We start from the raw sequence: 12288 nt of genomic DNA, 5'->3' as shown, positions 1-12288 counted from the left end.
TCATTCTCCAGATGGCGCCGGTTTCGCCGGCGCGGTGATCGGAACAAGTTTGCCGTTCTCGTCCAGCGCGGCCATGCCGGCGGGCACGAACAAGGTGTCGGCACCGTCGACGGCGTCCATCTCGTCCCAGCCACGGACATCGTTCTGCGTTACCCAACCCGCGTTATTCGGTCCGCCGAGTGCGATCTGGTTGTATTTTGCCTTCGCCTCGACGCTGGGGCTGAGGAAATCGGAATCCACGAATCCGGTGTAGAAACCTTGCTGCCGTTCCTTTTTCGTCAGCAGATGCAGATCTGCGGACCCGCCGAAGCGACGATGGATCGGCCGGACGCAATGGACGAGATGGGCGAGAAACATCTGTTCCGCTGAGGCAAAGGTTGCATTTTTGTCGCCGGAGAAGCCGATCATGATCGGCATTACCCGCAGAACTTCGCAGATCCGCTCCACCTGGAATTTTCTGGTCTCGATGTGCTGGCTGTCGACGCCGGTCATCTGCATCGGAAGGAACTTGGCGTTCCGATCGACCACCATCATCCGCCCGGTGTTGTTGGCGCCGCCAAAGTTCCGACGAACCCATGCGGCGAGGCGGATCAAACCGGCCTCATTCATGTTGCCTTCGACCGACAGCATGCCGCTTGGCCTCACCCCATTGCGATGGAACGCGGCATGGCTCTCCTCAGTTGCCAGAGCCAGGCCGATGGCCTCCGCGGCGAGACGGACAACATCGAGCCCGTCGATCGTATCCCAGGATGGGCCCTTCACCTCCCAAATCTGGTCGCCAGTCACGGTTTCCGTGGTGCCGTCGAGGCCGTGAAGCGTATACACGCGTGAGTAGTCGCTATTGGTGCGCTTGGTGACACGGCCCGGATCGAGGAGGATCAACTCCACAATCTCGCCGCGTACGATGTTCTTGAAGGCGTAAGAGCGACCAACCAGATCGACGTGAAAACTCTGCGTTTCCCGGAACTCGAGGCTTGTCATCCATTCGTTAGGCGCCGTCGCCAGCAAATCATAGAGCGGATGGTCGCGAGCTTCACGGCGGCCCACAACAACGCGCCCGTTTTTCGTCTTTTCGGTGCGCTGGTAGAGTTTCCATGGCACCGTGGCGTGGCCATCAGCACGAACGCGGCAAGCCGCCAGGACCGTCGTGTTCGACAGAGAGGATTTCCAGTTTACCGAGATACCGGATTTCGATGACCGGTACCCACCGAAGAAATCCGCCCACATCTCGTCGACCAAGCCATATCGACTTCCGCCCTGGTCCTTTCGCTCCCCGCCAGCGAGAGCCCCGAAGAGGCCGCGCATCAAGCGTTATCCTGCGGCCGCGGCGATGCACGGCGCGCCAGCACTAGAGCGGCACCGGTCAACATGATGCCGCCGGCGATGAAGGCGGCGGGAGCGTAGATCTGCCAGATCCCGTACACGATCGATCCGGCGCCAGCGATGCCGACGAGATCGCGCAGCAGCGCCGGGACCACCGCGATCGCCACGGCGGCCGCGCGGCCGATACCGCGCGCGGCGGCGGAAACAAAGCGCATCTGCTGCTCCAGCGGTCAGTAAACGTGGGAAACTGCGTCGGCCTTGGCTTGCGCCAGCCCATCCGCTTCAGCTCTGGCAACTTCCGCCTCGATCTTCGCCTCGAGAGCATCGAGATCATCAGTGTCCCAGCCCGAGGCACCGGAGGCGATAGGGTTCAGGCCCATGAGAACCTGCGCATGCAGACCTGCCATCAGCGGGTCGATTTTTGCCGACCCGCTGACCTGCTTGTCGATTGAGATCGCGTTGCCTCGCGGAACGATCTTGGCGTTGCCGACTGCGAAATCCATGAGCTCGAGTCCGGAATGGACAAGCTGGCCGCCAGCGAGATCTCGCTCCATGTCCTTGATGGCGCCGTTCAACTTCCAGCCCTGCGAGATGCCAACGATCCGCTCCTTAGCGATCCCGCGGTCCTCGCCGGTCAGCGCTTTGGTGATCGCGGCGACGCCGAAGGAGTCGACGCCGATCGCGTTTTCAGCCGCCAGCAAGCCCGAGGCTTCAACCTCCATCACGATGTCCGCGAGCTGGTTGACGTCCTCGCCTGGCAGCTTAACGAACGTCAGCTGCTTAAGCCCGGCGAATTGGTCGAGCCTCGTCGCGATCTCGGTGCGGCGCTTCTTCACGATTTCATGGGCCCAAGCGTGGGACCAAAGCAGATTCTTGCGGGTGATCTTGCATCTGCCCATCATGGCGAGGCCGAGGAGATCGTCGAGGCCGCCGCCATCGATTCCGATCACGATCACATCAGATCGCCGTATGACCTCCTGGAGGGTCAATCGCCTGTTGGCCGCCGCGGTCCAGAACTGGGCTCCTGCCCAATTTTCATCCTTCAGCCCGAGACCGGCTTGAATGTTGAAGTGTTTGGCAACGAAGAGGCTGAGGGCATCCTGCCCCTCAAGCTCCTTCTTCTTGACTTCAGTGGTCAGCCACTGCTTGTCGACGGAGTAGCCGAGGCTGGGGTTCGGGATGTGCCATGTTTTCGGATCGCGCCAAGCCTGCGCCTTAACCATCCGTTCCGGATATTCGTAGATCAGCGGCAGGGAGGTTGGATCTTCGATCTTTCCGTCGCGAATGCTGCGGTGGTAGAGCAGTTTCTGAGCAAACACTCCTGTGGGGGGATCGTCACTCTGCGTTGTCGCGTAAATAGTGAAGCCTTCCGGCCGTGACGCCTGCGAGCCGGTGACCTCAGACAGGACGTTTGCCGATGATGCCTTCTTGCCGAAGAGCCAGAGCTCGTCGATGAACGAGCTGATCGCCTTCTGTCCGCCGACAACATCGGCGTCAGCGGACTTCACAGCGAGCACGGCGCCATCGAGCCGGTTCGTGATTTCCCGCGTCGAATCGCTCGGTTTAAAGCGCTTGAAGAGCGCGTCGTCCTCCGTGATCATGCCGTGCGCCGGCAGGAAGCTGTTATCCGCGACGTCCTTCGTCGGCGCTAGGATCAGATACTCACCCATGGCGCGCTGGTTCATGATCAGCGCGGTGACCATGATGCCGGCGGCGATCGTCGATTTCGCGTTCTTCTTGCTGATCAGAACGAGGAATTCCCGGATCAGCTGGCGTTTCGCGGCGCTGTCGTGGGCACCAAACACCACCCAGACGAGATCGAAGATCCACTGCGGGCAGACCTCGCCGAGCGTCGGCTTCCCGATGATGTCCTTCACCTTCAGCCGCTTGAAGATGCGCAGCGCCTTCTCGGCGCGCGCGATATCAATCGGTAGGCCGTCCGGGATAAGGCTCCTACCGGCGACAATGCGGGTCTCCCAGTCCAGACACGCCGTCGACCATTGCATTCAGTTCACCGCGGGAGCGGGGGCAAACATCTGTTCGAACGTGGCCTTTAGGCAGTGCTCGCAGACCGGCAGCGGATCGCCGTTCTCGGATGGCCCGATATCGAGATCGGCCGGCTCCTGCTCGCACATGCAGCAGATCGGCGCCGGAGAGGGCTGTTCCATCAGTTCGGCTTCGTGCCCGGTATCGGGGCGAGATCCTCGCCCCATTCCGAATTCGCGCCGGCGGTGAAGGCTTCGTCACGCTGGACTTCCTTCTTGCCGCGCTTCGGCGACCTCGTGGCGACCGGTTGGGGTGCCGTGGGACCAGCCTGCTTCTGCTTGTCGTCGAACTCGGCCGCGGCGCCGGCGAGGCGCGTCATCTCTTCGAGGCGCTTCTGCGCGGTGACGTTCCCGCCGCGCGCACTTTTGTAGAGCAGTCCGATGACCTCGCGTCGGCGGTGAGAGAATCCATTGTCGAGTTCATCGGCGCAATGCTTGCGCAACGTGTCGGCGTCGATGCCCAGCGACCGCGCAATGGTGGCCTCGCTCTCGCCGCATGACCGCATCTCTTCCACGGTGCGCCGGATCGCCGCCGTCGGCTTCCACTGCGGCCTTCCTCGTTTCGCCATGCTTTTTCGGTCACTTTCGGCAAATCAGCCGGATTTTATGGGCGGCGGAAAAAATTTCGTGAACATGAGCCCCGAGCGGTTCGACCCCCGAAAGGCCCTAGAGATTCGATACCCCCGCCCTTGACGGCGAGGATCACCTGGCCGGAAGATCGGCGGGGCTGAAGGAGATCGGACCAAATGCAATATTTCATTACGCTGGACGGCCATATGATCGCACCCCCTTTCGACGCGCTTGAGGCGGCGAAAGCAAGGGCCGATGAGCACATCGTATCGACCGCGGCCGAGGTGGCAATCGACTGCTATCCGCGCCAGTCCACGGTAGAGATGCGAACGGTCCGATACGATCGCAGTACGGAACAGTGGGAGAGTTAGTATCGCTCTTTCATACGTCCCGCCCGAGCTGCCGCGGTCTTCAAGGTGTGGTGCTTACCGCAGAGGCACTGCCCATTGGCGACGTCGAGGGGGGCGCCACCATCCTTGCGCTCGATGATGTGGTCGGCGAAGAGGCGTGATGGTGCCGATGTAGCGCAGCGACGTCCATCATCGATGGCTTCGCATCTATGGTTGGCACGACGCAGGACCTGGTCTCGCCATGCCCTATGCTGAGGAGTGAGCAGCTCGGCGTCCGCCTTCTTCGCTGCGGGCATCGCGGTCCGCATGTCGAGCTGCCGGACCTGGGGGCCGATCTGCTTCGCCATACTGGTGGTGGCCTCTCCGGTAGCGATCCCCTGACGGGCAGGAGCTCGCGCAAGCGAGCGCTCTTCTCTTCTACGGTTCTTGATGTAGAGCCAGCCTTGAGAACGTAGAGCTCTACGACGGCGGCTGCGCGCTTTCGCGCTCGCCGTCAGGCTGCACTCACCAGGACTTGGCGTCTACGCGAGGGGAGGGAGACGCGAAGAGATGCACGAATTCGAGGCGGGAAGTCCAATCACGTTTTTCGCACTCCGCCCGATGTCCCGGGGGACATGCCGCAGACCGCGTGGCTGCGGTGAGGTGGTCCCGCTCCGTCCCTCGATCGGTCCCGCTTATCGAGAGCGATTTAGCTTGACCGGTTCCGGCAGAGGGCCCGCGAATCAGTAACTAATCGATAGCTGATCAGCTACTTCACACGCTGACCTTGGCCTTCCTTCGCCTCAGCTTGTTCGCCTTCTCGAGGCGCCGCACCAAGGCGGCGATCTCTTCTCGGGTGGGGTAGCGAGGGCGGGCGCCGGGTTCGATCGAGCTCACGATGCCATCGACTTCGACCCTTGCAGACGTCTCGGAAGATACCGTTTGTGATGCGGGTTCTGGCTCGATTTCGGCAACGTCGTCAACGGCTTGGTCGAAGCAGGGAACTTTCGCTTGCTCCAATTGATCCGCAATGTCTTGGCAGATACGGGTTATCGTCCAGCGGAGCGTTCGGGAATTGACGCCTTCCCGGGAGGCGAAATCGTTGAGGAAGCGGCCCTTGCGGGTCTTCGTCCAGGCCCAAGCGTAGAGGAGACGCCGATCCTTCTCGGATTGCAACGCGTTTATCCATGCCCAGGTTGCAAGCATTCTGGTCAGCGCACCCGGGGAGGGGCGGATCCTGATCTTCATCGCCCTGGGGTAATGCGGGATGTATTCCGGCCAGGCGGAGCCCGTACCACCACCGACATTCGGGGTCAGCATGAGGGTTTCCGCGGCTTCGAGGACGCGGTATTCGACGGCTTTGGCGGTCCATGCGCTCATGCTGACTGAGGTGCTCCAGCCGGGAACCGCTCGTCGACAATCTTGATTGCGTCCTCGAAAGAGACATCCTCGGCCACGAAGAACACCGCTGTAGTGCCAGACGTCTGGTGGGTCATGTGTTCCCTGCGATAGTGGACAATCCAGCTGCTGGCCTGCGGCTTTCCCGGCGTCCATTCGAAAGAAGCAGGTTCGCGAACGGCGGACACAGGGGCTATGCCTCCATCTAGCGGCCACCACTCGCCGTCCAGTGGGCCACCAACACACATCGCTGATCGCTGTTTCACGCTGCCCTCCTGTCATCCCGAACTATACCATCGCTCAACCGCACCGCCAGCAGCACGCGCATGACGTGCGCCAAGGGCAGCCCGACGTCAAGAACCCTGGCCTGATGCCGGATCTCGGCGAGGCTGATCCTGTCGAACTGCTCGAACAAGTGGCCGCCACGCGCCTCGATCGCTGGGTTCGCCACCATGGCGGAAACCGCCTGGATGGTCTCCGAGTAGAGCTCCGCCGCGTTGCCGTAGGTTTCCACGATGAGACGGAGCGTCAGCGCAAGATGGGCTTCGCCATGCCGTTGCCCAATCTTCTTCAGCGTTTTCTTCGCGAAGCACTCCCGCGGCCGCCGCTGGCGCCAGGCATGGGCATCGGGATCGACGAGGCGGACCCCGCATTGTTCGGCGACGCGCCAGATGTCGCAGCGGTGCTTCATGCGGCGGCACCTCGATCGAGGCCAAGCCGTTGGCAGGCGATGGCGACAAACTTTTGGTCACCTTCGATCAGTGTCGCATCGATGCCGTGGCGCTGCGCGACCACGCCGACAGTCCCTGAACCGGCGAAGCAATCCAGCACGGCACCGCCGATTGGGCACGAATAGAGCAGAAGCGGCTCGACTATCTCGATCGGTTTCTGGGTGGGGTGAACGGCGCGGCCGTGCTCCGAGCGGGCAAAGATGACGCTGCGCTGCAGGCGAGGGCCGCCTTCGACGGTGCGATAGTTGACGTCGTTACCGATCCGGCCGGTGTGCGGCGTCTGCCCGCGCGTTTTGATGGTTCGTGCTGTCGCATCGTTGGTGAACTGCGGCTTCCGATAGACACCTGCCCAAGGGGCATCATCACGCCAGAACTGCAGCGCGCATTCGTGCACCCGCTTGAATCGGTCGGCCTTGAAACTGGATCCGTTGTGCTTCTCCCAGATCACATCTTGGGCGAAGCGCCAGCCCGCGAACTCGCCGATCCGCTCCAGGAACATCCGCTGCGAACCAAACACCCACATCGATCCGGTTCGCTTCAGGACGCGCCGGACGGCCGTAGGCCAGCCGGGCGGCCACCGATCCCAGGTTAGCGCGGTCTCGTTGTAGGGCGGGTCGAGCACGGCACAATCGAAGCTCTCGTCGGAGAACGAGGGCAGCACCTTCATGCAGTCGCCGGTGATCAGGGTGATGCTCATCGCCGGCGGACCTCCACCGGGACGACGCGGCCGTCGACGACGACGCCACCAAGCGCCTCGATCTGAAGCGCGGCTTCAGTGGCGGCGCGGACCTCATGAAACGAGCCGGCGCCGAGGATATCCGGCTCAACCGGCTGTTCAGGCCTGAAGTGCAAGGCGAGCTCGGCGGCCTTGATGGCCGCCGTTGCGGAGGCGAAGCGCTGCGGCTTTCCATCCGCGTCGTCGAGCAGGACGTCAGGGGCGCCGTCACGCCGGTACGCGGCGCAATAGTAGGCGCCGAAGCCGATTGCTTCGATGCGGGTTTCGGTCATTTCCGCACCAAGGAATTGCGGGACCGATCGGCGGGACTTGAGGGGACATTGCGGGACCATTCCGCAATCCTCTTCTTGTAAATCGCCTTCAAAGCCGCGTGGGAGGTGGATTTCTTCGGTTTTGGCTCCGATGTCCCGCCTTGTCCCTCAATCTGGTTTTTCGGTGCCGTATAGGCTGGCTTTCTGATCGCCGCACGACACGAGCGTTTTGCCTCGTCAACAGGGATCGCAAACCACTCGCCATTGAGACGAACATCCCTGAGTGCGGCATGGATCCGGGCTTCCATAATGTGGGCCGATCCAAGGGCAAGGAACGCGGCGAAGACGTGCAGTTTATTCGGATTACCGGTCTGCAGGCCGTCCAACCTCGTACCCAGAAAGGTCGATTTGCCGATCTTGACCGGCCCACAGAGGTCATGAGCGATGATGTAGACGACACCGATGCCATTGGCTCGGATCAGCTTGTCGATCCTGCTGACCTGCTCGGGAGTGTAGGGGCTCAAAACTGGATATCTCCATCAATGACCTCGGCCATGCCATCACTCATTGGCTCGGGCCTCGAAAGCTGGCTGAAGTCGATCGCGGTATCGCGCTTGAACCCGGGCACCGGTCTGCCGGTGAGCCACACATACGGTTCGGCGCGCCCGATCCACTTCGCGCCGAAGAACCGTTCGCCGGCACGCTGCAACGCCTTCTTGATGCGCTCCTGCTTCTTCTTCGGATCCTCGTCGTCCTGCATCGAGAGTGCCGCATATTCGATGCGCCAGTGGCCCATGCGCACCACGGTCTTGATGCTGCGCGGCAGCTTGAGCATCTCCGGGGTGTCCTCACCATGCCGTTCCAGCGCGTTGATCAGCGCCTGCATCGCGATGGCCTGCTGATCGCTAAGCCTCTTGTCGTCGGTGACCTCCGGGCCCTGACCGCCTGGTGCGGCGCAAACCACCGAGGTCAGCGGTTTCCCGTTTGGTCGCGTGCCGAGGACAACCTGCTTCAGGATGAAATCCCAGCCGTGACCACGCTCACCATCCTTGTTCTTTTGGATCGTGGCCCTGTGGATCTGGCGGGCGAGTTGGGTGCCGTCCTCGCGGAAGGCGACGTCGAGCCGGGGCGTGATCTCCAACTCGATCGCGTTGTCGACGTTGGCGAACAAGCTGGAATGCCCGCGCGGGTTGTTGCCGTTCCTGGGCTTGTGGTGGACCATCAGCACGGTGCACCGGCATTCGTCGCGGATCCTCTCCAGGTTGGTGAGCACCACGGACATGTCGGTGGAGGCGTTCTCGTTGGCGCCGGGCGTCGCCGTCGCCAGGGTGTCGATGACGACGAGCTCGAGCGGAACGGTGAAGGTCTCCGACCACGCCTTGATCTCGGCGATAAGGGCATCGGTGCCGCGGCTGGTTTCGACATCCTGCTCCCCGGGTTTGGCGAAGAGATCGACGCGGGATGGCAGCAGGACAAAGTCGACACGTTCGCCGGGCTCCATGTAGGTCTGCCGGTAGGCGCGGAGGCGCTGTTTTACACCGATGCCACCTTCGCCGGCCTGGTAGATGACGCCACCTCGTCTGACCTCCTTGCCGTTGAAGGGGACGCCGCGGTCCACCGCCATCGCCATGTCGATGGCCTCGAAGCTTTTCCCGGATCCGGATTCACCGTAGATCACAGCGACCTCATGCCGGGTCAGGATGTCCTCGATGAGGTACTCATGCTCCTGGCCGACTTCATCGAGCCGGTCCCAGGTGACGGCGCCGAACCGCGACTTCGGCGGTTCCTTCGTCCATGGTCGGGCGTGCTGGTCGACGAGATCGAACAGATCGGAGGCGTCACCACCAGCCTGCACCCAATCCCAGATATCGCCTTTTTCCGGAACCTCGGGCCAAAACGACCGGATATCGAGCATCATGACCGACGCCGCGATCTCCTTCATTCGGGAACCGACGATCTGCATGTGCATCCTGCCGGCGTCATCGTTGTCCGGGATCTGGATGATGTGGGCCCCGCGCAGCTGCTCCGCATGATAGGGCGTCCACTTCTTGGCGCCACCGGCGTTGCAGGTCGCCGCGATCCCGGCTTGCCAAAGGGCATCGGCCTTTTTCTCGCCCTCGACGAGGTAGATCGCTTGACCCATGCTGATCGCCTCGGCGACCTCCGGCCAGCGGTATAGCGGCAGCTGCGAGATACCATCGAACTCGCGGCGCTCCTTCATCCCCCATTTGTCGAAGGTCTTGGAATCGTATCGGGTCCAGTTCTGGCCGGGACCCTTGCGCATGTATTCGCCATCGAGGAGGCCGTTGATCCAGACGTCCTTCTCCTCGGTGAAACGGCGACGCTGCGCGAAGGTCTTGTCGATCTTGCCGTGCTTGTTGAGCCGCCAGGACCCACCGGGCTGCTTGTACTGCATCCGGGCGACCTGGAAGACGAGGTTGCCGTCTGCGTCCGCATAGTCGTAGGTGGCGACGATTTCCTTTTTGCCGGGGCCGGCGTTCTGGTTTGAGCCCGGGGCGGCTCGGGTGTCGGGGATTTCGAAACCGTTGGCCTTCAGCCAGTCCACGGCGCCGTCATCACCGCAGCCGGTCAGCTTGGAGACCAGCCAGAGGACGCCGCCACCCTCGCTGTTCTCGTGGTCGAAGGCGGTGTTCTTTTCGAGATCAACGGAAAGGGACCCGTTGGTCCCGTAGCGATGATCGTTGCCCTTGCTGTGGTGTGGGTTCGGCGCGCCCAGCAACATGCTGGCGACCTCTGGCATCAATGCTCCGAAATCGAATCCTGACATGCTAGGCAAGCACCTCGTCTGCCGGCTTCCATTTGTCGAAGTCGGCCTCGATCTGTGCCCAGTTCACGGGATGCTGCGCCTTCAGGTCTGGAGTGTATCGCCCCGTGATGAACTGGCCGCGGGAGGCACCACGCTCCAGCCAGTCGCGCGTCCAGCGGCTCGGATCGATCTTGACATGCTTGAAGTCCCCCTTGGTGACGAAGCCGCGCCGCTCCATGATGATGAGCAGCTTGATCGCCTGGATCTTCCAGTTCGTGAGGGCTACCGGCGCGGAGTGGCCGGCACCGACATCCGGGACATACTCCGGGAGGCCGCAGCGCGAGGCGGGGCAACGATCATACCAGTCGTGCTCGCGGCCGCTCCAATACATGCGGGAATCGAGGTTCGGCAGATCGGGCCGGAAAGGTGGCGACCTCCAGCCGTAGCGTTCTTCCGTTTGATCGTCTGGATGTGCGACCGTGATGACGGTGATGCCAAGCATGGCGCAGATCGCGGCCATATGGTTTTGCACGTGACCGGCGGGCACCAAGGCGGCGCAGAAATCAGGACCCTCGGCATGGGGATGGTGACCCCACTCCTTCGCCGCTTGAACGACGACCTCGGCGTTGAGGCGCAGTTTCGCCTCGACACCGACCTGCACGCCGTCGGCGCGCACCAGCAGGATGTCGTAGCCGGCGGTCTCCGCGTAGGCTGTCCAGCCCGCCGGCAACGCGGCGACGAATGCCGCGCAGAGCTCTGCCTCGGTCTTGAAGAAGTTCTCCTTCGTCATTTGCGCTCCACCACCACCGGCTTCTTGCCGTGACCGAGGAAGATCTTGCCGAAGCGCTCCTCCGCCTGGGTACGCTCGATCGAGGCGCGGTCGCCACTGCCGACGATGTCACCCTGTAGGTGGGCGAGCAGCGCGCGCCAGGCCGCGCATTCGGCGGCGTCGGCGGTATCGTAGAGTTGAGGGATGCCGTTGACCTGGACCGGCTCCCAGTCCGCCTTGTGGACCTTGCGGAACTGGCCTTCGTAGCCGCCGAAGATCGGGACTGCACGTGCGTTGACGCCGTTCATGCTGCCCGCCTTTCATGCTCTGCGAGCAACTCGGAATATCGATGGTGGATACTGGCGCGATCGAGGCATGCGGAGCTGAAGCCGAAAAGGTTGGTGATCCTGCTACGTGTCTCTGCCAGGATGTCGGCCTCGGCATCGGTCAGCATCCGGGTCGGCCAACCCTTCACATAGAGCATGCCTGGTGCGATCCTGGCTTCTGCGGCGATGCGATGCAGGGCCTTGATCTTGCCATCCGCAAAACGCTGCAAGGCACCAGCATCAAGGAGATGTGGTGCGATATCGCCCAGCCATCGAGCGCCTTGAAAACCGAAACTGCTGGTCGACTCGAGCCCGACCATGCGGCGGTAGAGGTCGTGCGCTTCGGGTTGAGCTGCTGCCGCCGCTATATCTGCCAAGTTCGACATGATGCAGAACCGGCAGGAGACACGACTCATGCCGAAACCACGATATGCAGGATGCGGATGGAGTCCGTGGCGATCAATTTCAGCGAACACCTCGTCAACTGTCCAATCAATGATAGGCCGCCAATCCCACATCCGGCCGTCTTTCTGACGGGTCGCGACAGTTGCCATCGCTCGCTTCCGGCTTTCTTGACGACGAATGCCGGTCACATTGATGACGGTCTGACCTTTGAATCGACGATGAAGCTCGGCGACGATGATGTGCGTCTTCATCTCCGATGTGCAGAACCGCATGTCCGGTGTCGACCAGCATGGGACCAAGGTCACCGTGGAAAGCGTCTCGTAGCGAACGCGGCTGCTCTCCCACCGCGATTCCCAACGCTCCATTAGGCCGCCGGCCTTGCGCCGCACCACGACAAGGTCGATGCCGATGTGGTCGGCCAGCTTGTCGCACATCGGGTGCGAATCGCTCCACTCGACGATACCGAGGTCGCTATGGATCAGAAGTCGGGGACCGGCATGGCCGATGCGGTCGAGGTGTGCAACCGTCGCCAGGGCGGCGGCCTGGCTGTCTTTGCCGCCTGAAACGCCGATCGCCACCGGAGAGCCGGCGGCGATCAACTCGTCGATCGCGGGGACTGAAGCGATGACTGGCATGAG

The 12288-nt window shown here is 62.3% G+C and carries 16 protein-coding genes; 1 reads left to right on the top strand and 15 read right to left on the bottom strand.

The window, feature by feature from the left end:
* The 5 genes from FJ979_RS21625 to FJ979_RS21610 are packed head-to-tail and all read right to left on the bottom strand — an operon-like array spanning position 1 to position 3937.
* Complete coding sequence (locus FJ979_RS21625) at positions 1-1305, bottom strand: phage portal protein (RefSeq protein WP_140583656.1); 1305 nt, start codon at positions 1303-1305, stop codon at positions 1-3.
* Positions 1305-1538, bottom strand: a complete 234-nt coding sequence (locus FJ979_RS21620; protein ID WP_140583654.1) for a hypothetical protein — start codon at positions 1536-1538, stop codon at positions 1305-1307. The genes FJ979_RS21625 and FJ979_RS21620 overlap by 1 nt, the downstream gene beginning before the upstream one ends.
* Positions 1539-1553: 15 nt before the next feature.
* Positions 1554-3329 (bottom strand): terminase large subunit, encoded by a 1776-nt coding sequence (locus FJ979_RS21615; RefSeq protein ID WP_140583651.1) that lies wholly within the window; start codon positions 3327-3329, stop codon positions 1554-1556.
* Positions 3330-3491, bottom strand: coding sequence for a hypothetical protein (locus FJ979_RS32640; RefSeq protein WP_181181808.1), 162 nt, complete (start codon positions 3489-3491; stop codon positions 3330-3332).
* On the bottom strand, positions 3491-3937 hold the full coding sequence (locus tag FJ979_RS21610; RefSeq protein WP_140583650.1) for a hypothetical protein: 447 nt from the start codon (positions 3935-3937) through the stop codon (positions 3491-3493). Before FJ979_RS21610 ends, FJ979_RS32640 begins: the two co-directional genes overlap by 1 nt.
* 177 nt (positions 3938-4114) lie before the next feature.
* Between FJ979_RS21610 and FJ979_RS21605 the strand changes: the two genes are divergently transcribed.
* Positions 4115-4309 carry a hypothetical protein gene (locus FJ979_RS21605; RefSeq protein ID WP_140583647.1) on the top strand — a complete coding sequence of 65 codons (195 nt, stop codon included), beginning with the start codon at positions 4115-4117 and terminating at the stop codon, positions 4307-4309.
* Here the strand turns inward: FJ979_RS21605 and FJ979_RS21600 are convergent.
* From FJ979_RS21600 to FJ979_RS21555, 10 genes are all read right to left on the bottom strand, one after another.
* Entirely contained in the window at positions 4306-4635 is a 330-nt protein-coding gene (locus tag FJ979_RS21600; RefSeq protein WP_140583645.1) for an HNH endonuclease signature motif containing protein, read from the bottom strand. The two genes, FJ979_RS21605 and FJ979_RS21600, sit on opposite strands and share 4 nt — an antisense overlap.
* Before the next feature lie 406 nt (positions 4636-5041).
* Complete coding sequence (locus FJ979_RS21595; protein WP_140583642.1) at positions 5042-5647, bottom strand: DUF6362 family protein; 606 nt, start codon at positions 5645-5647, stop codon at positions 5042-5044.
* 280 nt (positions 5648-5927) lie between these two features.
* Entirely contained in the window at positions 5928-6356 is a 429-nt protein-coding gene (locus FJ979_RS21590) for a hypothetical protein (protein WP_140583640.1), read from the bottom strand.
* Complete coding sequence (locus tag FJ979_RS21585) at positions 6353-7093, bottom strand: site-specific DNA-methyltransferase (RefSeq protein ID WP_140583637.1); 741 nt, start codon at positions 7091-7093, stop codon at positions 6353-6355. Before FJ979_RS21585 ends, FJ979_RS21590 begins: the two co-directional genes overlap by 4 nt.
* Positions 7090-7404 (bottom strand): hypothetical protein, encoded by a 315-nt coding sequence (locus FJ979_RS21580; protein ID WP_140583635.1) that lies wholly within the window; start codon positions 7402-7404, stop codon positions 7090-7092. The genes FJ979_RS21585 and FJ979_RS21580 overlap by 4 nt, the downstream gene beginning before the upstream one ends.
* Positions 7401-7907: a GIY-YIG nuclease family protein gene (locus tag FJ979_RS21575; protein WP_140583632.1), complete on the bottom strand. Its 507-nt coding sequence runs from the start codon at positions 7905-7907 to the stop codon at positions 7401-7403. Before FJ979_RS21575 ends, FJ979_RS21580 begins: the two co-directional genes overlap by 4 nt.
* A complete protein-coding gene (locus FJ979_RS21570) occupies positions 7904-10144 on the bottom strand; it encodes an AAA family ATPase (protein ID WP_181181807.1) in 2241 nt (746 codons plus the stop codon). Before FJ979_RS21570 ends, FJ979_RS21575 begins: the two co-directional genes overlap by 4 nt.
* A 28-nt stretch (positions 10145-10172) precedes the next feature.
* Positions 10173-10940, bottom strand: coding sequence for a hypothetical protein (locus FJ979_RS21565; RefSeq protein WP_140583628.1), 768 nt, complete (start codon positions 10938-10940; stop codon positions 10173-10175).
* Positions 10937-11227, bottom strand: a complete 291-nt coding sequence (locus FJ979_RS21560) for a hypothetical protein (RefSeq protein WP_140583625.1) — start codon at positions 11225-11227, stop codon at positions 10937-10939. Before FJ979_RS21560 ends, FJ979_RS21565 begins: the two co-directional genes overlap by 4 nt.
* Complete coding sequence (locus FJ979_RS21555; protein ID WP_140583622.1) at positions 11224-12285, bottom strand: phosphoadenosine phosphosulfate reductase family protein; 1062 nt, start codon at positions 12283-12285, stop codon at positions 11224-11226. Before FJ979_RS21555 ends, FJ979_RS21560 begins: the two co-directional genes overlap by 4 nt.
* Between the last annotated feature and the right edge of the window lie 3 nt (positions 12286-12288).

The organism is Mesorhizobium sp. B1-1-6, from assembly GCF_006443035.1.
Lineage (GTDB): Bacteria > Pseudomonadota > Alphaproteobacteria > Rhizobiales > Rhizobiaceae > Mesorhizobium.
The sequence above is the reverse complement of the archived record's forward strand: the minus strand, read 5'-3'. Positions and strand labels throughout refer to the sequence as shown.